Raw genomic sequence first — 21,808 nt, 5'->3', positions numbered from 1 at the left:
TGATGATGGGGTCCTGATCGCGCGGCGGGGCCGAAACCGCCCTTGCCCTGGACAACGCCGCCAAGCTGGGTCAAAGAGAAAGCATCAAAAGTGGTGGACTTGGCCGGGGGCCGCCGTGTGGCGAGCCCCCTCCCCCGCCCCTCTTTCGCTGCTGAGGACGATCGACCCGCGTGACGAGACGCGCCCATCATCGGTGGTTCGGAGCCCTTGCCGCCGCCTTGCTGGCGGTGACGCTGGCCCCGCAGCCGGTTCAGGCGGACCCCCGCTTCGTGCCCGGCCCCTGCTGGTTCTCCGTGCCGGAGGGCGAGGCGGCGCTGTGCGGGACCGTCGGCGTGCCCGACCGGCGCGACCGGCCGGCGACGCGGGCCTTCCGCCTGCCGGTCGTCGTCCTGCTCTCCACCGCCAAGCAGCCGTCCCCCGACCCGGTCCTGTTCCTGGAGGGCGGCCCCGGCGCCTCCCCCTTCGGCAGCGGCGAGGCGGTGGAGGAGCGGATGGAGGTGTGGTGGTCGCTGACCGCCGGATTCCGCCGGTCGCGCCACGTCGTGCTGTTCGACCCGCGCGGCGCCGGACGGGCCGAGCCGGACACCGACTGCCCGGAATTGGACGTGCTGGGCGCCTCGCCCCGCCTGCGCCCGGTGTCGCGGGACCGCCGCGCCGCGCTGGAGCGGACGGCCATCGCCGCCTGCCGCGACCGCTTCACCGCCAATGGGCTGGACGGCGCCATGTTCACCACCCCCATCGCCGCCGACGACGCCATGGACGTCGCCGCGGCGCTGGGCGCGCAGCGGGTCAATCTGTTCGCCGTGTCCTACGGCACGCGGGTGGCGCTGGAGATCCTGCGGCGCCACGGCGGGCGGGTGCGCACGGCGGTGCTCGATTCCATCTACCCGCCCGACGTCAACGCGACGGAGGAGGCGCCCTGGCTCGTCCATCGGGCGTTCAAGCGGCTGTTCGACGACTGCGCGGCCAATCGCGTGTGCCGCGCCGCCTATCCGGACCTGGAGCGCCATCTTCTGGAGCTGGTGGAACGGCTGGGCAAGGCCCCGGTGGACGTGCCGGTGGGCGATCCGGAGATTCCGCGCTGGGCGCGGATGGACAGCGCCGCCGCCCTGACGGCCCTGCTGGAGGCGATGGCCGAGGGCGAAAGCGTGCCCCGCCTGCCCTCCCTGATCGAACGGGCGTGGCGCGGGCGGTACGATCGCCTGTCCGACTGGGTGCCCGCCCCCTGGCTGGGCGACCCCGACTCGGCGGAGGGCATGGCCTTCTCCATCGAATGCCGGGAGACGGTGAACCCCGCCGACCCGCTGCGGCTGGCCGACGCCGCGCGCCGCTTCGCCCCCTACGGCGCCGTCACCGCCGACGATCCCGGCCGGCGCGTCTGCGCCCAATGGCCCGCCGCCGCGCAGGAGGCGTCGGAGCGGCTGCCGGTGGCCAGCCCGGCGCCGGTGCTTCTGCTGTCCGGCGCCTATGACCCGCTGACCCCGCCGGAATGGGCGGAGCGCGCCGCGGCGACGCTGCCGAAAAGCCGGCATCTGGTCTTCCGCAGCGCCGGCCATCTGGTCACCGCGACGGACGACTGCGCCGTTGCCGCCGCCACCCAGTTCGTGGATTCGGAAACTCTGCCCGCCAACGCCTGCCCGGCGGCTGCCAAGCCGCCGGGGTTCCAGCCGCCATGATCTGGCGGGAGTCTACTTCAGCGCGTCCAGCATGAAGGCCGGCAGGGCGAAGCTGGCGACGTGGATGTCGGGCGTGTAGTAGCGGGTGGCCAGCCCCGCCGCGGCGAAGCGCGGGCGGATCGCCTCCGCCGTCTGGCGGCGCAGCGCCGCGTCGTCGGTGGCCCAGCCGAAGGCCATGAAGCCGCCGTAGTAGCTGGGCACCGGCGCCACGAAGAAACCGGCGTCCCCGAACAGCCGGCCCAACCGCCGGTGGCTGTCCTTCAACTCGCCCGGCTGGAGGAAGGGCACGCCGTTCTGGGTGACCAGCACGCCGCCGGGGGTCAGCCGGGCCTTGCAGTCGGCGTAGAAGTCCTCGGTGAAGAGGACGGCGCCCGGCCCGTGGGGATCGGTGGAATCGACGATGATGACGTCGAACCGCTCCGTGGTCTCCTTGACGAAGGCGCAGCCGTCGGCGATCACCAGATCGCTGCGCGGATCGTCGAAGGCGCCGGCGCTGATCGCGGGCAGATGGGCGATGGACAGGTCGACCACGGAGCGGTCGATCTCCACCATCGTCACCCGCTCCACCGCCTTGTGCTCCAGGCAGCGGCGCAGCATGCCGCCGTCGCCGCCGCCGACGATCAGGACGCGGCGGACGCGCCCATGCGCCAGGATCGGCACATGGGTCAGCATCTCGTGATAGACGAACTCGTCGCCCTCGGTGGTCTGGATGACGCCGTCGAGCGCCATCACGCGGCCCAGGACCGGATTCTCGAAGATCACCAGATCCTGGAGACCGGTGCGGTCGCGGTGCAGGACGCGGCACATGCGCAGGCGCTGGGCCACGTCCGGGTACAGCGTCTCGTCGTACCAGCCGGAGTCGGACTCGGAGCCGCTCATGACCCGGTTTCGCCGCGCAGCAGCTCGTCGCACTTCACGCCGGTGGGCTTGAAGGCGCGCTCCAGCACCGGGATGGCCTTCATGGGCTGGGCGTCGCCGCACATGAAGATGTCCAGCGCGGCGTAGCCGCGCTCCGGCCAGGTGTGGATGCTGATGTGCGACTCGGCGAGCACCGCCACGCCGGAGATGCCGCCGTTCGGTGTGAAATGGTGCAGGTGGATGTGCAGGAGCGTCGCCCCCGCCACCTCGACGGACTCGATCAGCGTGGAACGGACATGGTCCAGCTCGTCCAGACGTTCGGCGCCCCACAGATCGACGATCAGGTGCGTGCCGGCGCAGACCTTGCCATCGCGGACGATGAAATGGTCCTTGCGGTCGTCTTGAGGCTCCTTCCAAGGACCAGAAGTCACGTTGGTCCGGTTGGAGATTTGACCTTCCGTTTGGGCTTTCCTTGGATCGCTTCCCAAGTCCATCCCCAATTGGAAGAGAGAAGCGGTCTTCGCCATCGTTCTCCCCCATCAGCAGATGTTCCGCGCAGGTGTCGCGGAGGAGGGCGGCATATGGGACAAATTCGCATGCGAATCAACAGAATTCTGTCCCTCGATCTCTTTTGTGCTTGGCGGCGGCGCTCTGGCGCGGCGCGCGGCGCGGGCGCATAATCGCGTGTCCGCCGCCTCCCGGAGCGGTCCGGAAATCCTCTCTGAAGGTCCCCACCATGAACCGCAAACCGCTGATCGGCGTTCCCGCCTGCACCCGCATGATGGGCGAGCATCCCTTCCACGTCGTCGGCGACAAGTATGTGCGCGCGGTGTCGGACGGGGCCGGCGGCATGCCGCTGCTGATCCCGGCCCTGGGGACGGCGCTGGACATGGACGACGTGGCCGGTCGGCTCGACGGGCTGCTGGTCACCGGAAGCCCGTCGAACGTCGAGCCGCACCGCTACGGCGGCTCGTCCAGCGAGCCGGGCACCCTGCACGACCCGGAGCGCGACGACACCACCCTGCCGCTGATCCGCGCCGCGCTGGAGATGGGTGTGCCGCTGCTGGGCATCTGCCGCGGCTTCCAGGAGCTGAACGTGGCGCTGGGCGGCACACTGCACCAGCGGGTGCACGAGGTGCCGGGCTACGCCAACCACCGGGAGGACAAGGAGGCGCCGCTGGCCGTGCAGTACGGGCCGTCGCACGACGTCCGGCTAACCCCCGGCGGCGTGCTGGAAAGGCTGGCCGGCGGCGAGGCGGCGGCGACCGTCAACTCCCTGCACGGTCAGGGGATCGACCGGCTGGCCGACGGGCTGATCGTCGAGGCGATGGCCGAGGATGGGCTGGTCGAAGCGGTGCGGGTGGCCGGGGCGCCGGCCTTCGCGCTGGCCGTGCAGTGGCACCCGGAATGGCGGTTCTGGGAGAACCCGCTGTCGGCGGCGATCCTGCGCGCCTTCGGAAGCGCCGCCGCCGACCGGGCGCGGCGGCGCCTTTCCTGAAAGATGGTTTCAGGACAATAGATTAGGTCAACAATTGGCGGGTGCCGCGTGCCCAGAAATTGGGCACGCCGCCCTTACCCCATCGGCGTCAGCCGGCCCGCGAGATGCGGCGCAGGAAGTCGATGAGCTGCGCCTGCTCCTCGGTCGAGAGATCCTTCACCATGGCCTTGTCATGGGCCTGGATGCGCGGGATCAGCTCGTCCAGCAGCTTCTCCCCTTCCGGGGACAGGCGGAGCGCGTAGGAGCGGCGGTCGTTGGGCGAGGGCGCCCGGATGACCAGACCGCGCGACTCGAGCCGGTCGATGACCGCGACCATGGTCGAACGATCGATGCCCACCGCCGAGCCCAGGTCGGACTGGGACAAGCCCTCGTTCTCCTTGATCATGATCAGGACGCCGAATTGCCCCGGCGTCATGTCGTGGGGCGCCACGGCGTTCTGGAAGCTCTGGAACACGGCCACCTGCGCCTTGCGCAGATTGTAGCCGACGAGCTCCGGCAGAGGGCCGAGGGCCATCTTTCCGGTCTTGCTCGGACGCTGGCGGGTGCGCCGGTCCGAGGGGGTGGGGCGGTCGATGTCGGTCAACGTAAAAGCCGTCGTTTATTGACTAGTCTATTGGTCGTGTAAAATGCAGGCAGGTGCCGATTTTGTCAGCAAGAACCACACAATCCGCTTCGAATGCATAGCACCCATTCCCGCTACGCATTGGTTCCGCCCGGAAGCGGCTCCACCTCTAGCCCTATGAAGTGACCGCGCTCTTGACCCCGGACCCCCCGGAAACAGGCATGCCGGTGCGGTTGCCCGCCGACGGTTCATTCCCCTGCCGCAGACGGGTTCCAACAACGGAGCTTCCGTCGCCCGGTCCCCCCCAGACCGGGCGTCTTCGCGCAAAAGCCCCGGCCTGACGGCTGGGGCTTTTTTCTGGTGCTCTTTCCGGTAGGGTGGTTGCCCGAACCGCACCCCCTCCGAAAGAAAGGCGCGCCATGGCCTACGCCATTCCCCTGTGGCCCCAGCCCACCGTTCCGGTCGCCGGCGGCGATCCCTTTCCGGTCCGCCGCATCTACTGCGTCGGCCGCAACTACGCCGCCCACGCGCGCGAGATGGGCGCCGATCCGGACCGCGAGCCGCCGTTCTTCTTCATGAAGCCCGCCGACGCCATCGTCGCCGACGGCACCGCCATCCCCTACCCGCCCCGGACCGCCAACCTGCACCATGAGATCGAGCTGGTCGTGGCCATCGGCACCGGCGGGCGCGACATCCCGGTGGAGCGCGCGCTGGACCATGTCTACGGCTATGGCGTGGGTCTGGACATGACCCGCCGCGACCTGCAGAACGCGGCGAAGAAGGAAGGCAAGCCCTGGGACATGGGCAAGGGTTTCGACCAGTCCGCCCCCTGCGGCACGCTGCGCCGCGCCGCCGACATCGGCCATCCCGACAAGGGGTCGGTGACGCTGTCGGTCAACGGCGAGCTGCGCCAGAAGGGCGACCTGGCGGACCTGATCTGGTCGGTGTCCGAGACCATCGCCTACCTGTCAGGCCTAGTCGAGCTTCAGCCGGGCGACCTGATCTACACCGGCACGCCGGAGGGCGTCGGCCCGGTGGTCGCCGGCGACCGGCTGGAGGGCGCGGTCGAGGGCGTCGGCTCCATCGCCGTCACCATCGCCTGACGCCGGCAACACGGATCACCGGCAACAGGAAACACTAGGCTATGCGTATCGCCACCTGGAACATCAACTCCGTCCGCATGCGGATGGACCTGCTGCTGCGCCTCATCGACGAGGCGCAGCCGGACGTCATCTGCCTTCAGGAAACCAAGGTCGTCGACACCGACTTCCCGATGGCCCCGCTGGCCGAGAAGGGATACGTCCACGCCCACATCCACGGGATGAAGAGCTACAACGGCGTCGCCATCCTGTCGAAGCTGCCCTTCACGTCGTGCGACGTGCAGCACTGGTGCGGCAAGCAGGATTGCCGCCACGTCTTCGCCGAACTGCCCGGCGGGATCGAGCTGCACAGCGTCTACATTCCGGCGGGCGGGGACATTCCGGACCCGGAACAGAATGACAAGTTCGCCCACAAGCTTCAGTTCGTGGACGAAATGACCGAGTGGTGGACGACCCGGCGCAGCCCGGACCGCCGCATGGTCATGGTCGGCGACCTGAACATCGCGCCGCTGGAGAACGACGTCTGGAGCCACAAGGAGCTTCTGAAGATCGTCTCCCACACCCCGGTGGAGGTGGCGAAGCTGACGGCGATGCAGGCGTCCATCGGCTGGGTCGACGCGCTGCGCCATTTCGTTCCGCCCACGGAAAAGCTCTACACCTGGTGGAGCTACCGCGCGAAGGATTGGGCGGCCTCTGACCGTGGCCGGCGCCTGGACCACATCTGGGTCACCCCGCCGCTGAAGGAGGCGCTGACCGGCCACCGCGTCCTGCGCGAGGCCCGCGGCTGGGAGCCCAAGCCCTCCGACCATGTTCCGGTGATGGTCGATCTCGACGTGTGACCCGCTGAGTCACCGCGCCGCCAGCGGCACGTTCATCGCCACGACCGACGGCGTCCCGTCCTCCGCCACCCGAAAGCGGTGGGCGCAGCCGTCGGTCAGGCGGTGGGCGGGCTTGCCCACCATGTCCCAGCCGGTGGCCAGCGCGTAGAGCGCCCGCATCACCCCGTTGTGGGCCACCGCCCCGGTCGGCACGCCTCCGGCGCCCACCTCGGCCAGCCAGGGAATCAACCGGCTCTGCACGTCGCGCGGGCTCTCCCCGCCCGGCGCCCGGAAGTCGAGGCCCATCCGCTCGCGGTCCGCGGTCAGGGCGCCGCTCGCCCGCAGCTCCTCCAGCAGGCGGCCTTCCCATTCCCCCCAGCCCATCTCGACCAGACGCGGTTCCGGCGCCGGGTCGAGGCCGAGCAGCCGGGCGGTCTCCCAGGCCCGCCGCTTCGGGCTGGCGACCCAACGATAGCCCAACACGTCCGGCGGCAGCCTCCAGGTCGCGACTCGGGCCCGGCCCTCGTCGGACAGCGGCTCGTCGATGCCGCCCTGGAGACGGTGCGCGGCGTTCCAGGCGGTCGGCCCGTGGCGCAGGATGATGAGGTCGGTCATGGGCTCCCTTTCCGCGCGGCGCGCCGGACGACTCCGTCCAGGACCTTCACCGCGTTGGTCAGATCGTGCTCCGCCGCGGCGATGCGGTGCGCCGCCTCGCCGAAGTGGCGGCGTTTCCCGGGGTCGTCGAGCAGCGCCCGGACGGCGGCGGCGAAGGCCTCCGCGTCGCCCACCGGCGGCAGGAGGCCGGTCACCCCGTCGCGCACCACGTCCGGTACCCCTCCGGTCCGTCCCGCCACGACCGGCAGCCCGGCGGCCTGGGCCTCCAGCAGGGCCATGCCGTAGGCCTCGTTCACCGCCGGCCAGACCATCAGGTCGGCGGCGGCGTAGAGCGCGGTGAGGGCGTCCGAACCCTGCTGGCCAAGGAACACAACTCCCTCCCCTGCAAGGCGGGGGAGGGTTGGGGTGGGGGCAAGTGCGCCTCCCCCGAACAACGCCTCGATCCGAGGGCGAGCGGGGCCGTCGCCGGCGATCAGCAGATGCGGACCGCTTGCCCCCACCACGGCCCTCCCCCGCTGGGCGGGGGAGGGAGAGAGGGCTTTTGCCAGAATTTCGTAGGAGCGTTCCTTGTCGCCGCTGCGCATCATGCCGACAGCCAGCAGCCACGGGACGTCCGGGTTCAAACCGTAACGCTCGGCCAGCGCCGCCCGGTGCCGGTCGCGCTCCACGGCGGCGGCGGCGAAGGGGCGCGTGTCGAGAAAGGGGCGCAGCCGCACCAGCCGGTCCGGCGACCGCAGCAGCGGCAGCACCCCCTCCGCGTCGTGGCCGGCGAGGTTGACGACGGCGGCGGCCTGCCGGATCGCCGCCTCGGCGGCGCGGTGACCGGCGGCGAAGGGGCCGATGGCGCGCTTGGCCGCGAAGGACGCCTCCGCCACCACATAGGGAATGCCGAAGCGGCGGCTGACCGCCGGGCCGATCCAGTCCGGCGCCTTGTGGTACAGGTGGTAGGTGAACCAGAGGTCCGGCGGGTCGTCCCGCCAGCGCGCCGTCAGGCGGTCGGCGCAGCGCGCGCCCAGCGCGGCCAGACGCTCCGCCCGGCCCGGACGGCGCCCGTCGTCCCAACTGCGCAGGGTGCTGGCCAGGGTCACCCTGTGCCCGGCCCCCTCCAGCGCGGCCATCAGCAGCCGGGCCATGCGGCGGTCGCCCGAGGGCACCGGGTGGGTCGGGGATTTCAGCGGGGCGTAGAAGGCGATGCGCATCGCGGCCCCGGCGTCGTGATGGAAAGGAAACTCAGAAGGGGGTCGGTTCCCGCGCGCAGACCACCCGGTTCCGTCCGGCGGCCTTGGCGCGGTACAGCGCCTCGTCCGCGCTGGACAGCATGGCGTCCACGTCGCGCGTCCCCGCCGCGCAGCAGGCCACGCCGATCGACACGGTGAAGCGCACCGCCTCGTCCCCCGCTGGGACGGTCAGTTCCGCCGTGCGGCGGCGGATGCGCTCCGCCACCATGCGCGCCCCGGCGATGTCGGTCTCCGGCAGCAGGATGGCGAACTCCTCCCCTCCGGTGCGGCCCAGCAGGTCGTTTTCCCGCAGCAGGGCACGGCAGGCGGCGGTGAAGGTCCGCAACGCCTCGTCCCCCACGGCGTGGCCATGGCTGTCGTTGATGCTCTTGAAATGGTCGAGGTCGAGCATCAGCAGGGTGACCGGCCGGCCATAACGGCGGGCGCGGGCCAGCTCCTGCTCCGCCGCCTCGACGAAGTGGCGGCGGTTGGACACGCCGGTCAGCGGGTCGGTGATCGAGAGCCGGCGCAGACGCTCCTCCGACTCCTTCAGCGCCGTCACGTCGTTGATCAGGACATAGATGACCGGCAGCCCGTCCCAAGGCAGGGGCGACATGCTGACCTGAACGCAGGTGCGCTGCCCGTCGGCGGACATCATCACCCCGTCCTGCGACCGCACCAGCTCGCGTTTGCGCAGGCAACGCAGGAAGGCGTCCCGCTGGTCCTCGATGCCCGATTCCTCGACGAAATCCAGGAAGTGGCGTCCGACCAGGGCGTCGCCGCTCTGACCCAGAATGCGTGCCGCCTCCTGGTTGGCGAAGACGATGCCCATTTCCTGATGGATCAGCAGCCCGGCGGGCAGCAGATCGAGCATGTCGCCCAGCTTGCTGCGCGTCAGCGACAGCTCGTGGCTGGTCGCCACGGCGTCCCTGTCGTCGTCGAAGTCGATGAAGGAGAGGGCGTCCGGTTCGGAAGAGGCGTACAGACTCGACATGACGTCGCAAAGGTGGAGCAAAGCCGCACTCTATCCCGTCGTCAGCCGCCGTGCAATGCACAGCATCCTCCGAATGGCACAAGAGTCGTCGGGCTATTTCCGATTGTGAAACGATCGTGCAGCCGGCCGATGCCCGAGTCGCTGCCGAAGTCGCGCCGCACCCGCGCGGCGCCCGCCGCACCCAGCGCCGCGCGGCGGGCCGGTTCGCGGATCAGCGACTCGAGCGCGCCGGACAGCGCGACGGGGTCTTCGGGGTCCACCAGCGTGCCGGTGACCCCATCCTCGATCAGCTCCGCCACCGCCGCGGCGCGCGTGGACAGACAGGCCAGCCCCTGGCTCTGCGCCTCCATCAGCACGTTGGGCAGCCCGTCGCGGTCGCCGTCGCGCGCGGTGCGGCAGGGCAGGACGAACAGGTCGGCGCGGCGGTATTGGGCGATCACCGCGTCCTGGGCCTTCGCCCCCTGCCAGTCGATCCGCCCCTCCAGCCCCAGCGCCGCCGCCTGCGCCTTCAGCGCCGCCAGCCGGTCGCCGCCGCCGATGTGGGTCCAGCGCCAGTGCAGCCCGGCCGGCAGGCGCGCCAGCGCGTCGAGCAGCAGGTCGAAGCCCTTCTTCTCCACCGCCCGCCCGACCGACAGCAGCCGCACGGGATCGGCGGGGTCGGATCCGTCGCGCGCCGGGCGCGCGTCCGGCGGGCCGGGGAAGCGGCTGAAGTCCAGGCCGTGGTACAGCAGCTCCACCCGGTCCGGCTCCGGCGCCAGGGCGCGCAGGCGGGCGAGGCCGAGCGCGGTGCAGGTGACGCCCCAGCGCGCCTCGGCCAGCTTGTCCCGCAGGTCCCAGTCCGGGGAGGTCCAAATGTCCTTGGCGTGGGCGGAAAAGCTCCAGGGCAGGCCGGTCAGCAGTGCCGCGTAGCGCGCGACGCTGGCCGGGGTGTGCAGGAAGTGGGTGTGCAGCCAGGTGACGTCCGCCGGCAGCTCCGCCGCCAGCACGCAGGCTTGGCCGAAGCGGCGCACGCGGTTGCGGCTGGGGTCGCGCCGCAGGTCGGCCAGCCAGGCGGCCCGCGCCGCCGACCAGCCGGGGCGCCGCCGCGCCGCGGCAAGGGCGCGCAGCACGCGGGCGGGCGCGTCGTGCAGATATTCGGGCAGATAGGTCACCGGGGCGGTGACGCGGCGGTTCAGCTCGTGCACCGCCTTGTCGGTCGGTTGACGCAGGCTGACGATCAGTTGACGCAACCCCCGCCGTTCCAGCCCCAGGATCTCCTGCGCGATGAAGGTTTCCGACAGGCGGGGCCAGCCCTTCACGATGACGGCAACGGTCACGCGATGCCCCCGGCGGCCATCTGGCGCTCGGGCGCGCAAGGGGGCTGCGACGGACCCGGGGTCGGGGCCGAGACCGAGTCCGGGAGGTAGCGCGCCGACAGGCGGTTGACGCTCTCCAATCCGCCGAGCAGGCCCGGCACCACCACCGAGGAGGGCGGCGCCTGCCAGGGCAGCCGGCGCAGCGCCGCCGCCATCGCCGCGGCGTCGCGCACCCCGTCGTCCATCAGGACGGAGACCAGACCCAGCTCCTGCGCGCGGGCGGCGCGGATGGTCTGCTCGCGCCGCGGCACCTCGCGCGGGACGATCAGCGCCTTCTTGTCGAAGGAAAGGATCTCGCAGAAGGTGTTGTAGCCGCCCATGGCGACCACTCCCACCGCCCCCTGCATCAGCCGCTCGATCCGCGCCTCGAAGGCGGTGGCCTCGACGTTGGGCAGGGCCTCGGCGCGGGCCAGGAACTCGGCCTGGAGGTCCGGCTGCATGAAGGGGCCGAACACCAGCACGGCGCGGTAGGGGATGCCGGGATCGCTCTCGTAGGCGCGCAGCACCCAGTCGACCAGCGCCTCGCCATCGCCGCCGCCGCCGGGGGTGACCAGGATGTAGGGCTCGTCGGGCAGGCCGGGGCCGTGCGGGACCGCCGGCGGCACGGTGCGGTGCAGGTAGCCGGTGTAGACCATCTTGTCGCGCACCGACCGGGGCATGTCGATGCCCTCCAGCGGGTCGCAGATCTGCGGCAGGCCGTAGACCCACAGCTCGTCGTACAGGTTCTCCAGAGCCGGCAGGACCTTCTTGCGCTCCCACTCCGGGGCGAGCAGGGCCGGCTCGTCCATCACGTCGCGCAGCCCCAGCACCAGCGGCACGCCGCGGCTCTTCAGAAGCTCCAGCGTCTCCCGCACCTCGCCGCGCAGGCCGAGCGGTTCCTTGTCCACGATGAACAGGTCGGGCTGGTAGATCTCCGCGGTGTGGCGGATCAGCGAGGCCCGCATGGACAGGATCTCGTCGATGTCCAGATGCAGGTTCAGCGCCGTGTATTCCCCGTTGCGCAGCTTGATGACGCCGGGGATGCGCACGAAGTCCACCCGCGTGCGGAAGTCGAAGCTGCCGACGATCGGCGAGCCGGACAGGATCAGCACGGACAGGTTGCTGTAGCGCTCCACCAGCGCATGAGCGATGGCCCGGCAGCGGCGGAGATGGCCGAGCCCGAACGTGTCATGGCTGTAGATGAGCACGCGGCCCGAGGTCGGACGTTCGCTCATAGACTTCCTACCTCTCCCGATTGGCCTCTTGTGTCCGGCCGCGGCTTGGCCGATGAACGGGTGTGCGTCGTGCCGCCGCCGGATTGGCGGCGGACCGCTTGCGGGCTCACCATATCCTCAGCGGCCAAGCGGCAGAGGGGGTAAGGTTTCTGCCTGCTCCCGGCACCGGCGTCCCCTTGCGTAGAATGGCGCTATGGAATCCAGCATCTTCCGATTCATCCTTCGGCACAGCGTCCGTCAGCAGATCGTGCTGACCCTGATGACCCTGGCGTCCTTCCCCTTCCTCTACGCCTCGCTCGACCTTCCGAAGCGGATCGTCAACGAGGCGATTGCCGGGAAGAAGCTGCCTGAATCCTTCCTCGGCTTCCATCTCGATCAGGTGACTTACCTGTTCGTCCTATGCGGACTGTTCCTGACTTTGGTGCTGGTCAACGGCGCGTTCAAGTATGTCATAAACACCTACAAGGGACGCCTGGGCGAGCGGATGCTGCGCCGCCTGCGGTACGAACTGTACGTGCGCGTCCTGCGCTTCCCCCTGCCCCGCTTCCGGAAGATGTCGTCCGGGGAGATCATCCCCATGATCACGGCGGAGGTCGAACCGCTGGGCGGCTTCATCGGAGACGCCATCGCCATCCCGGTGTTCCAGGGCGGCACCCTGCTGGTCTACATCGCCTTCATCTTCGTCCAGGATCCGGTGCTGGGGGCAGCGGCGGTGTCGCTGTACCCGTTCCAAGGCTGGCTCATCCCACGGCTTCAGCGCAAGGTCAATCAACTTGGCAAACAGCGCGTACGTGCCATGCGCCAGATCGCCGACCGCATCGGCGAGACGGTGTCCGGCATCCAGGAGGTGCACACCCACAACACGGCGTCCTGGCATCTCGCCGATCTCAGCCACCGCCTGGGCGACGTGTACCGCATCCGTTTCGAGATTTACCAAAGAAAGTTTTTTGTCAAATTTCTGAACAATTTCATAAACCAGCTGACCCCGTTCTTTTTCTATTCGATCGGCGGTTATCTGGTGATCCATGGCCAGCTCTCCTTCGGCGCGCTGGTCGCCGTGCTGGCCGCCTACAAGGACTTGGCCGCCCCTTGGAAGGAACTCCTCGACTGGTACCAGCAGAAGGAGGACAACCGGATCAAGTACGAGCAGGTGGTGGAGCAGTTCCACGTCCCCGATCTGCTGGCCGAACGCCTGCTGCGCGAGGAGGAGGACGTCCCGTTCAAGGGCAGCCTGTCCTTCCGCAACGTCGGGTTCGGGGAGGACGGCGGCTCGCCCATCCTGGAGGGGGTGACCTGCGACATCCCGCTGGACTCCCACACCGCGCTGATCGGCGTCGGCTCCGGGCGGGACGAGCTGGCACAGCTCGCCGCGCGCGTGCTGCTGCCCTCGTCGGGGCAGATCCGGCTGGGCGAGCATGATTATGCGGAACTGCCGGAGAGCGTGACCGGGCGGCGCGCCGCCTATGTCGGGGCCGCTCCCTACCTGTTCTCGGCCTCGCTCTATGACAACCTCGTCTATGGGCTGCGCCACCGGCCGCTGCGTGAGAATGGCGAGAGCGAGGAAGCGGCAGAGCATCGCAAGAGGCGGATGACCGAGTCGGTGCTGTCCGGCAACGCCACCGACGACGTGCACGCCGACTGGATCGACTACGCCGCCGCCGGCTGCGACGGGCCGGAGGATTTGAAGGCCCGCATCCTGCGCGTGGTGACGATGGTGTCACTCCAGGACGACGTGTACGGCATGGGCCTCAACCGCACCGTCGATCCGGAGCGTCGCCCCGACGTGGCCGCCCGTGTGATGGAGGCGCGCGACGCCATGCGCGCCATGATGCTGAACAACCCGGATCTGGGGCGGCTGGTGGAGCGCTTCGACCCCGACCGCTACGCCGCGAACGCCACGCTGGCGGAGAATCTGCTGTTCGGCACGCCGGTGGGGCCGATCTTCCAGACCGACGCGCTGGCGTCGAATCCCTATATGTTGCATGTGCTGGACAAGGTGGGGCTGACCGACACCATCCTGGAGACCGGCCACAAGGTGGCGGAGACCATGGTCGAGCTGTTCGCCGGCCTGCCGCCCGGCCACGAGTTCTTCGAGCGCTTCTCCTTCATCGGCTTCGCCGAGCTGCCGGAGTACCAGGCCATCCTGGCGCGCACCGCGAAGGAGGGGCTGGGGGCGCTGCGGCCCGAGGAGCGGACTCGGCTGATGACCCTGCCCTTCAAGCTGATCGGCGCCCGTCACCGTCTGGGCCTGATGACGCCGGACCTGGAAAAGAAGCTTCTGCAGGCGCGGCATCTCTTCGCCAGCGATCTGCCGGCCGACCTGAAGCACGCCGTCGCCTTCTTCGACCCGGACGCCTACAACGCGGCGGCCAGCATCCAGGACAACATCCTGTTCGGCAAGATGGTCTACGGGCAGGCGCAGGTGCAATCCAAGGTGGGCCGCATCGTGGCGGAGCTGGTGGACCAGCTTCACCTGCGCGACACCATCGTGGAGGTCGGGCTGGAACACCCGGTGGGGGTGGCCGGGTCGCGCCTGTCCGCCGCGCAGCGCCAGAAGGCGGCGCTGGCCCGCGCCCTGCTGAAGCGCCCGGACCTGCTCGTGCTGAGCGAGGCGACGAGCGGGCTGGACACCAGCAGCCAGAGCAAGGTGCATTCCGCGATCCTGGGGGAACGCAAAGGATGTGGTCTTGTGTGGGTTCTGCAGCGTGCCGGCTTGGCACGGGCGTTCGAGCGAGTCATTGTGATGAAGGACGGTCGAATCGCCGAGCATGGCCGCTTCGATGAGTTGAACAGGCCCGGCACGTTGTTGCATGAATTGGTGTCCGCCGAATAAAGCCGGCGACGTTGAGGAGGCAGACGGCATGAGCATCGCCGAAGAAGTCAATTGCCTGCGCAGGATTCCCCTGTTCGCCAACATCGACACTTCCAAGCTCAAGCTTCTCGCCTTCACCAGCGAACGGCTGAGCTTCCGGTCGGGCGACATCCTGTTCGAGCAGGACGAGATGGGCACCTGTGCCTACATCCTGCTGCGCGGAGAAGCCGAGGTGATCGTGACCGGCCCCGGCGGGCCGCTGACCGTCGCGACGCTGGGCTCCAACGAAATCGTCGGCGAGATCGCCATCCTGTGCGACGTGCCGCGCACCGCCACCGTCCGCGCCAGCTCCGATCTGGAGGCGCTGTGCGTGCCGAAGGACCATTTCCTTCAGATGATCGCCGACTTCCCCCAGATGGGGCTGGAGATCATGCGCTCCCTGGCCCACCGCCTGGAGCAGACGACCACGCGCCTGCGCGAGGTGCTGGCCGCCCAGGCGATCTGAAGATTTGGCAACCTGACCTTTTGGCGACCGGACACCCCATGCATGTTCTCTTCCATGTCCAGCATCTGCTGGGCATCGGCCACGACCGGCGCGCCGCGCTGATCACCCGCGGGCTGGCCGAGGCGGGCGTCGCCGTCACGGTGCTGCGCGGCGGGCATCCGGTGCCGGGAATCGATTACGGTCCGGCGGCGGAGATCGTCCAGCTTCCCCCAGCGCGCGCCGCCGACAGCAGCTTCAAGACGCTGTTGGACGAGCATGACCGGCCCATCGACGACGCGTGGCGGGCCCGGCGCCGTGCCGCGGTTCTGGAAACCCATGACCGGGTGCGGCCCGACGCGCTGCTGGTCGAGTCCTTCCCCTTCGGCCGCCGCGCCTTCCGGTTCGAGCTTCTGCCGCTGCTGGAAGCCGCCAAGGCCGGCGGGGCGGTCACCGCCGCGTCGGTGCGCGACATCCTGGTGACCAAGGCCAAGCCGGAGCGGCTGGAGGAAACCGTTTCGACGGTGGAACGGCTGTTCGACCATGTGCTGGTCCATGGCGACCCGGATTTGATTCCCTTCGAGGCCACCTTTCCCGCCGCGGCGCGGATCGCCGACCGGATCCGCTACACCGGTTATGTCGCGGCCCCGCAAGGCGCTGAGGGGAAGAGCGCCGACGGCACCGGCGAGGTGATCGTGTCGGTGGGCGGCGGGGCGGTGGGCCTGCCGCTGCTGCGGGCGGCGCTGGCGGTGCGTGCGTCAACTCTGGCCGGACTTGACGCACCATGGCGCCTGCTGGCCGGGCCGGACGTGCCGGAGGAGGATTTCCGCGCGCTCGCCGCCGCTGCCCCGCCGGGCACCGTCGTGGAGCGTGCGCGCCCCGATTTCCCCGCTCTGCTCCGCCGCTGCCGCCTGTCGATCAGCCAAGCCGGTTACAACACCGTGCTGGACGTGCTTCAGGCCGGCTGCCGGGCGGTGGTCGTCCCCTTCGCCGCAGGCAGCGAGACGGAACAAGCCACCCGCGCCCACCTGCTGGAGGAGCGGGGTCGGCTGGCCGTGGTCGACGAAGCCACCCTGACCCCGGACACCCTGGCCGCGGGCGTGGCCAAGGCGCTCGCCCTGCCCCCGCCGCCCGCCATTCCGCTGCGCCTCGACGGCGCCGCCGCCACCGCCCGTCTGCTGCGGGACGCGGTGGCCGACCGCCAAGGCAACGATCCGGGCCACCGGCGCTAAACCAATCAGGACGCTTGGATTTTTCCAGTGCGGGGGCCATGCTGATGACGGCCATCGCGCACGCTTTCTTAACCCTCTCCCCCCTGGGGAGAGGGTGGCCCGGAGGGCCGGTGAGGGGGTTGTGCGTGTGCCGGACGTAACGACACGCGCAACCCCCTCACCCTAACCCTCTCCCCGGAGGGGAGAGGGAACAGAACCGACGATGACCGTGACCGCCACCGCCCCTTCCGACAGCCCGCCGCGCGCCGGTTGGGACGCGCTGACCGCCGAGCTGGACGCCTGGGCCGCCGCCGGGCGCACCGCCAGCCTCTGGTGGCGCGACGACGACGCCATCGAGCCGACGCCAGCGCTCGACCGGATGATCGCCCTGTCGATCGAAACCGCCGCGCCGCTGGCCCTGGCGGTCATTCCGGCCGGCGTCACCGACGCCCTCGCCCCCGTTGTCGACGCGGCCCCCGGCGTCACGGTGCTCCAACACGGCTGGTCGCACGCCAACCACGCCGCTCCCCCGGCGAAGAAGGCGGAGCTTGGCGCGGACCGGCCCACCGCCACCGTGCTGGCCGAGCTGGCCGAGGGACGGACCGTGCTGGACCACCTGTTCGGTCCGCGCGCCCTGCCCGTTCTGGTTCCGCCCTGGAACCGCATCGCGCCCGGCGTGGCGGCGGGGCTGCCCGGCGCGGGCTTTAACGGCCTGTCCGTTTTCGGGCCGCGACGTGTGTCAACCGTCAACATGATGTGTGTCAATACGCACATCGACCCGGTGGCCTGGAAGGACGGCAAGCGCTTCCTGGGCGACGCGGAGGCGCTGGGCATGGCGGTCACCCATCTGCGCGCCCGAAGGCTGGGCGCGGTCGACGCGGAGGAGCCGACCGGCCTGCTGACGCATCATTTGGTGATGGACGGCGAAACCTGGGCCTTCACCGCGCGTTTCCTGACCGTGACCCGCCGCCACCCGGCGGCCCGCTGGCTACCCGCTGACACCCTGTTCGCCGCAGAAGGACATCGCTGAGATATGGCCGAGCTGCCCATGGCCCAACCCTCGACCGGGGAGACGCCGACCGTCGCGGCGATGCGCTACCCCGCCGGCGCACTGGCCGGCGACTACGCGCGGGCCGGGGCCGGGCTGGCGCTGACGGTGCTGCCGCTGGCCTTCCTGCCCGTCACCCCCTGGATCGCCGTGCCGCTGGGGGCCTGCGCGGTGCTGTTCGCCGTCTTCGCGGCGCGCACCCTGCAACGCCAGCTGACCCGCCTGACCATGGACGGCGAGGGCTTGCGGGCCGACGGACCGCTGGGCGGCGCCATCCGCTGGGACGAGCTGTCCGGCCTGAAGCTGCGCTACTACGCAACCAAGCGGGGGCGCGACGACGGTTGGATGCAGGCGGCGCTGACCGGCGGCGGCAGGACCATCCGCTTCGACAGCAACCTGGAGGGCTTCGACGCGGTGATCGAACGGGCCGCCCTCGCCGCCGGGCGCAACGGCGTGGCGCTGAGCCCGGTGACCGTGGACAACCTGATCGCTCTGGGCATCGAGCCGCCCGAAGACACCAACGAGGAAGACCCCAACGAGAAGAGGCCGGCGCCATGAGCCGCACGCTGCTCCGGGTGGAGGACCTGAAGGTCGATTTCCAGGTGCCGGGCGGCGTGGTCCACGCGGTGCGCGGCGTGTCCTTCCGGGTGCGGGCGGGGTCCACCGTCGCCCTGGTCGGGGAATCCGGGTCGGGCAAGTCGGTGGCGGCGCAGTCGATCCTGCGCATCCTGCCCCGCAACGCCACCATCGCGGACGGGAAAATCCTGTTCGACGACGGAATCGTCAACGAGGGCGCCGGTCCCGTCGACATCGCCGGGCTGAAGGCCGACGGCACGGCGATGCGGGCGCTGCGCGGCGGCCGCATTTCGATCATCTTCCAGGAACCGATGACCTCGCTGTCGCCCCTGCACACGGTGGGCGATCAGGTAAGCGAGGCGGTGCGGCTGCACCAGCGGGTGACCGCCCGGCAGGCCCGCGTGCAAGCCGAGGACATGCTGCGCCGGGTGCGCTTCCCCGACCCGAAGCGGGCGCTGGACACCTACCCGTTCGAACTGTCGGGCGGCCTGCGCCAGCGCGCGATGATCGCCATGGCTCTGGTCTGCCGCCCTGCCCTGCTGATCGCCGACGAGCCGACGACCGCGCTGGACGTCACCATCCAGGCGCAGATCCTGAAGCTGATCAAGGACCTCCAGGCCGATCTCGGGATGGCCGTGCTGCTCATCACCCACGATCTGGGGGTGGTTGCCAACCTCGCCGACGAGGTTGTGGTGATGCACCGCGGGCGGGTCATGGAATCCGGCACGCGCGAGGACATCTTCGCCGATCCCCGCCACCCTTACCTGAAGGCGCTGCTGCGCGCCGTTCCGCGCTTCCACATGGCGCCGGGGGAACGGCTGGTGCCGATCCGCTCCATCACGTCGGAAGGCGGCAGCCTGCTGGAGAAGGACCACCAGCCCTGGCCACCCGGCGCCGACGCGGCGGGGCCGCTGCTGGAGGTGGAGGGGGTGCGCAAGCGCTACGGCGCGCGCAAGGCCGGCTGGTTCGGCGCCAAGGCCGGGGCGGGCACGCTGGCGGTGGACGACGTCAGCTTCGCCATCGCGCGCGGCGAATGCGTCGGGCTGGTCGGTGAGTCGGGCTGCGGCAAGACCACCCTGTCGAAGATCCTGATGCGTGCCCTGACCCCGGACGCGGGCAGCGTGCGCTTCAACGACCATGGCCGGATCGTCGACGTGCTGGGGCTGGAGGGTGCGGCCCTGACCGCCTTCCGCCGCAAGGTGCAGTTCGTCTTCCAGGACCCCTTCGGTTCCCTGAACCCGCGGATGACCGTCTTCGACATCATCGCCGAACCGCTGGTCATCCACGGCATCGGCGACGAGGCAGAGCGCGCCGAGCGGGTGAAGGAACTGATGGGGCTGGTCGGGCTGGACGCGCGTCATCTGCGCCGCTACCCGCACAGCTTCTCCGGCGGCCAGCGTCAGCGCATCGGCATCGCCCGCGCGCTGGCCCTGCGGCCCGAGCTTCTTCTGCTCGACGAGCCGGTGTCGGCGCTCGACGTGTCGATCCAGGCGCAGGTGCTCAATCTGCTCAAGGACCTGAAGGAACGGCTCGGGCTGACCTACCTGTTCGTCAGCCACAATCTGGCGGTGGTGGATTACATGGCCGACCGCATCCTGGTGATGTGCCGTGGGCGGATCGTCGAGTCGGCCCCGCGGGAAGCGCTGTTCCGCAACCCGGTCCATCCCTACACCCGCGCCCTGCTGGCCGCCGTGCCGGAGCCGGACCCCAGCCGTCCGCTGTCGCTGACCGACCTGGAGGAGGGCCGCGCCTCCGATCCCGCGCGCTGGCCCGCCCCCTTCACCATCGACGAAGACCACCAGCCCCATCTGGTCGATCTCGGCGGCGGCCACTGCGTGCGCGCCGACGCCTCCATCCGCGTGCGGGAGGTGGCGTGATGAGGCTGGCCCGCCCCGCCCTGCTCCTTCTCGCCTTCCTGGCACTCAGCGCCTTCGATACGGTCGAGACGCCGATGCTGGAGAACGCGGTCGGCTCCGGGTCGCTGCCGCCGGTGGAGAAGCGGCTGCCGCTCACCCCGCTGGTGGAGGCGATGGACCGGCCCGGGCAGACGCCGGGACGCCATGGCGGCGACCTGCGCCTGCTGATGGCGCGGACCAAGGACACGCGGCTGATGTACGTCTACAGCTACGCCCGGCTGGTCGCGCTGACGCCGAACCTGCGCATCGTGCCCGACATCCTGGAGCGGGTGGATGTGGAGGAAGGGCGGATCTTCACCTTCACGCTGCGCCGCGGCCACCGCTGGTCGGACGGCCATCCCTTCACGGCGGAGGACTTCCGCTACTGGTGGGAAGACATGGCGAACAACCCCAAGCGCTACCCCGGCGGGCCGCCGCCGGAGATGCTGGTGGCCGGGGAGGCGCCGAAGTTCGAGCTGCTGGACGCGGCGGCGGTGCGCTACACATGGACCCGCCCCAACCCCTTCTTCCTGCCCATGCTGGCCGGGGCCAAGCCGGTGGAGATCTACGCGCCCGCCCATTACCTGCGGCGCTTCCACCCCCGCTTCACCGAGCCGCTGGAGCTGAAGCAGCGGGTGGAGGCGGAGCGCCAGAAAAGCTGGCAGCAGCTTCACAACCGCAAGGACAACCTGACGGAGTTCGACAACCCGGACCTGCCGACCCTGCAGCCCTGGGTGCCGACGACCGCTCCGCCCGCGGACCGTTTCATCTTCGTAAGGAACCCCTATTTCCATCGGGTCGACCCGGCGGGGCGGCAGTTGCCCTACATCGACCGGGTCATCATGACGGTGGCCGACGCCAAGATCATCCCGGCCAAGACGGGGGCGGGCGAGAGCGACCTCCAGGCGCGCTACCTGCGGTTCGACAATTACACCTTCCTGAAGCAGGGGGCGAAGCGCAACGACCAACGGGTCACGCTGTGGCGCACCGGCATCGGGGCGCAGATGGCGCTGTTTCCCAACCTGAACTGCAACGACCCGGTGTGGCGCGCGCTGAACCGCGACGTGCGCTACCGCCGCGCCCTGTCGCTGGCCATCGACCGCGAGGAGATGAACCAGGTTATCTATTACGGCCTCGCCATCCCGACCAACAACACGCTGCTGGAGGTCTCGCCTCTCTGGGTGCCGGCCTACCGCGACCGCTGGGCGCAGTTCGACGTCCGGCAGGCCAACCGGCTGCTCGACGAGATCGGTCTGACCAAGCGCGACGTCAACGGCGTCCGCCTGCTGCCCGACGGCCGTCCGCTGGAGATCGTGGTGGAAACCGCCGGGGAGAGCACGGAGGAAACCGACGCGCTGGAACTGATCGCCGACGGCTGGCGGCGCATCGGGGCGCGGCTCTACATCCGCTCCTCGCAGCTCGACGTGTTCCGCAACCGCATCTTCGCCGGCGACACCTGCATGTCCATCTCACGCGGGCTGGACAACGGCATCGCCACCGCCGACATGAGTCCCGCGGAGCTGGTGCCGGTCGATCAGGCCAAGTACCAGTGGCCGAAATGGGGCCAGTTCTTCCAGACCATGGGCAAGGACGGCGAGCGCCCCGACATGCCCGAGGCGCGTGACCTCCTGGAGGCCTTCCGCGCCTGGCGCGACGCGCCGGACGAGGCGGGGCGGGCGGCGGCCTGGACCCGCATCCTGACGCTCAACGCCGAACAGGTCTTCACCATCGGAACGGTGGCCGGGGTGCCGCAGCCGGTGGTGGCGCGCCGCACCCTGCGCAACGTGCCGGAGGAGGGTCTGTTCAACTACGACCCCGGCGCGCATTTCGGGCTGTACCGGCCCGACGGCTTCTGGTTCGACGGGAAGGGGTGAGGCC

General features: G+C 70.1%; 19 protein-coding genes. 11 read left to right on the top strand and 8 right to left on the bottom strand.

The window, feature by feature from the left end; genetic code table 11:
• Positions 1-170 precede the first annotated feature (170 nt).
• Positions 171-1,676 (top strand): alpha/beta fold hydrolase, encoded by a 1,506-nt coding sequence (locus tag H0B54_RS07530; RefSeq protein WP_188259833.1) that lies wholly within the window; start codon positions 171-173, stop codon positions 1,674-1,676.
• 12 nt (positions 1,677-1,688) lie between these two features.
• Here H0B54_RS07530 and speE read toward each other — a convergent pair whose 3' ends face one another.
• Positions 1,689-2,555: a polyamine aminopropyltransferase gene (gene speE, locus H0B54_RS07525; RefSeq protein ID WP_188259832.1), complete on the bottom strand. Its 867-nt coding sequence runs from the start codon at positions 2,553-2,555 to the stop codon at positions 1,689-1,691.
• The gene (gene speD / locus H0B54_RS07520; protein WP_425490020.1) at positions 2,552-2,965 is read right to left on the bottom strand and encodes an adenosylmethionine decarboxylase; all 414 of its coding nucleotides are present in this window, start codon (positions 2,963-2,965) and stop codon (positions 2,552-2,554) included. Before speD ends, speE begins: the two co-directional genes overlap by 4 nt.
• A 305-nt stretch (positions 2,966-3,270) precedes the next feature.
• Between speD and H0B54_RS07515 the strand changes: the two genes are divergently transcribed.
• On the top strand, positions 3,271-4,032 hold the full coding sequence (locus H0B54_RS07515) for a gamma-glutamyl-gamma-aminobutyrate hydrolase family protein (RefSeq protein ID WP_094301348.1): 762 nt from the start codon (positions 3,271-3,273) through the stop codon (positions 4,030-4,032).
• Positions 4,033-4,120: 88 nt separating this feature from the next.
• On the opposite strand, the gene H0B54_RS07510 is transcribed toward H0B54_RS07515, so the two are convergent.
• Positions 4,121-4,615: a MarR family winged helix-turn-helix transcriptional regulator gene (locus H0B54_RS07510; RefSeq protein ID WP_094301349.1), complete on the bottom strand. Its 495-nt coding sequence runs from the start codon at positions 4,613-4,615 to the stop codon at positions 4,121-4,123.
• A 398-nt stretch (positions 4,616-5,013) separates the two neighbouring features.
• Between H0B54_RS07510 and H0B54_RS07505 the strand changes: the two genes are divergently transcribed.
• Complete coding sequence (locus H0B54_RS07505) at positions 5,014-5,697, top strand: fumarylacetoacetate hydrolase family protein (protein ID WP_094301350.1); 684 nt, start codon at positions 5,014-5,016, stop codon at positions 5,695-5,697.
• Positions 5,698-5,738: 41 nt separating this feature from the next.
• Positions 5,739-6,533 (top strand): exodeoxyribonuclease III, encoded by a 795-nt coding sequence (gene xth / locus H0B54_RS07500; protein ID WP_188259831.1) that lies wholly within the window; start codon positions 5,739-5,741, stop codon positions 6,531-6,533.
• A gap of 9 nt (positions 6,534-6,542) precedes the next feature.
• On the opposite strand, the gene H0B54_RS07495 is transcribed toward xth, so the two are convergent.
• From H0B54_RS07495 to H0B54_RS07475, 5 genes are read right to left on the bottom strand one after another with little or no spacing between them, the layout of a single operon-like run.
• Positions 6,543-7,127 (bottom strand): histidine phosphatase family protein, encoded by a 585-nt coding sequence (locus H0B54_RS07495; RefSeq protein ID WP_188259830.1) that lies wholly within the window; start codon positions 7,125-7,127, stop codon positions 6,543-6,545.
• Positions 7,124-8,326, bottom strand: coding sequence for a glycosyltransferase family 4 protein (locus H0B54_RS07490; protein ID WP_188259829.1), 1,203 nt, complete (start codon positions 8,324-8,326; stop codon positions 7,124-7,126). The genes H0B54_RS07495 and H0B54_RS07490 overlap by 4 nt, the downstream gene beginning before the upstream one ends.
• Positions 8,327-8,357: 31 nt before the next feature.
• Positions 8,358-9,338 (bottom strand): sensor domain-containing diguanylate cyclase, encoded by a 981-nt coding sequence (locus H0B54_RS07485; RefSeq protein WP_188259828.1) that lies wholly within the window; start codon positions 9,336-9,338, stop codon positions 8,358-8,360.
• A 41-nt stretch (positions 9,339-9,379) separates the two neighbouring features.
• Positions 9,380-10,654: a glycosyltransferase gene (locus H0B54_RS07480; protein ID WP_188259827.1), complete on the bottom strand. Its 1,275-nt coding sequence runs from the start codon at positions 10,652-10,654 to the stop codon at positions 9,380-9,382.
• Positions 10,651-11,907: a glycosyltransferase family protein gene (locus H0B54_RS07475; RefSeq protein ID WP_246472393.1), complete on the bottom strand. Its 1,257-nt coding sequence runs from the start codon at positions 11,905-11,907 to the stop codon at positions 10,651-10,653. The genes H0B54_RS07480 and H0B54_RS07475 overlap by 4 nt, the downstream gene beginning before the upstream one ends.
• A gap of 193 nt (positions 11,908-12,100) precedes the next feature.
• Here H0B54_RS07475 and H0B54_RS07470 point away from each other — a divergent pair, with 193 nt between their 5' ends.
• The 7 genes from H0B54_RS07470 to H0B54_RS07440 all read left to right on the top strand — a co-directional run bounded on the left by H0B54_RS07470 (position 12,101) and on the right by H0B54_RS07440 (position 21,804).
• Positions 12,101-14,740 carry an ABC transporter ATP-binding protein gene (locus H0B54_RS07470; protein ID WP_188259826.1) on the top strand — a complete coding sequence of 880 codons (2,640 nt, stop codon included), beginning with the start codon at positions 12,101-12,103 and terminating at the stop codon, positions 14,738-14,740.
• A 28-nt stretch (positions 14,741-14,768) separates the two neighbouring features.
• Positions 14,769-15,224: a cyclic nucleotide-binding domain-containing protein gene (locus H0B54_RS07465; RefSeq protein ID WP_014238969.1), complete on the top strand. Its 456-nt coding sequence runs from the start codon at positions 14,769-14,771 to the stop codon at positions 15,222-15,224.
• A gap of 38 nt (positions 15,225-15,262) precedes the next feature.
• Positions 15,263-16,432, top strand: a complete 1,170-nt coding sequence (locus H0B54_RS07460; RefSeq protein ID WP_188259825.1) for a glycosyltransferase family protein — start codon at positions 15,263-15,265, stop codon at positions 16,430-16,432.
• 202 nt (positions 16,433-16,634) lie between these two features.
• Positions 16,635-17,441 (top strand): polysaccharide deacetylase family protein, encoded by an 807-nt coding sequence (locus H0B54_RS07455; protein WP_211109241.1) that lies wholly within the window; start codon positions 16,635-16,637, stop codon positions 17,439-17,441.
• Positions 17,442-17,444: 3 nt separating this feature from the next.
• Positions 17,445-18,017: a hypothetical protein gene (locus H0B54_RS07450; protein WP_188259824.1), complete on the top strand. Its 573-nt coding sequence runs from the start codon at positions 17,445-17,447 to the stop codon at positions 18,015-18,017.
• Positions 18,014-19,912: an ABC transporter ATP-binding protein gene (locus tag H0B54_RS07445; RefSeq protein WP_188259823.1), complete on the top strand. Its 1,899-nt coding sequence runs from the start codon at positions 18,014-18,016 to the stop codon at positions 19,910-19,912. The genes H0B54_RS07450 and H0B54_RS07445 overlap by 4 nt, the downstream gene beginning before the upstream one ends.
• Positions 19,912-21,804, top strand: coding sequence for an ABC transporter substrate-binding protein (locus tag H0B54_RS07440; RefSeq protein WP_211109240.1), 1,893 nt, complete (start codon positions 19,912-19,914; stop codon positions 21,802-21,804). Before H0B54_RS07445 ends, H0B54_RS07440 begins: the two co-directional genes overlap by 1 nt.
• Positions 21,805-21,808 lie beyond the last annotated feature (4 nt).

The sequence above is a fragment of the Azospirillum tabaci genome (genome assembly GCF_014596085.1).
GTDB classification, from domain to species: Bacteria; Pseudomonadota; Alphaproteobacteria; order Azospirillales; family Azospirillaceae; genus Azospirillum; species Azospirillum tabaci.
Note: the sequence above shows the minus strand (reverse complement) of the source record. Positions and strands in the feature narration are given on the sequence as shown.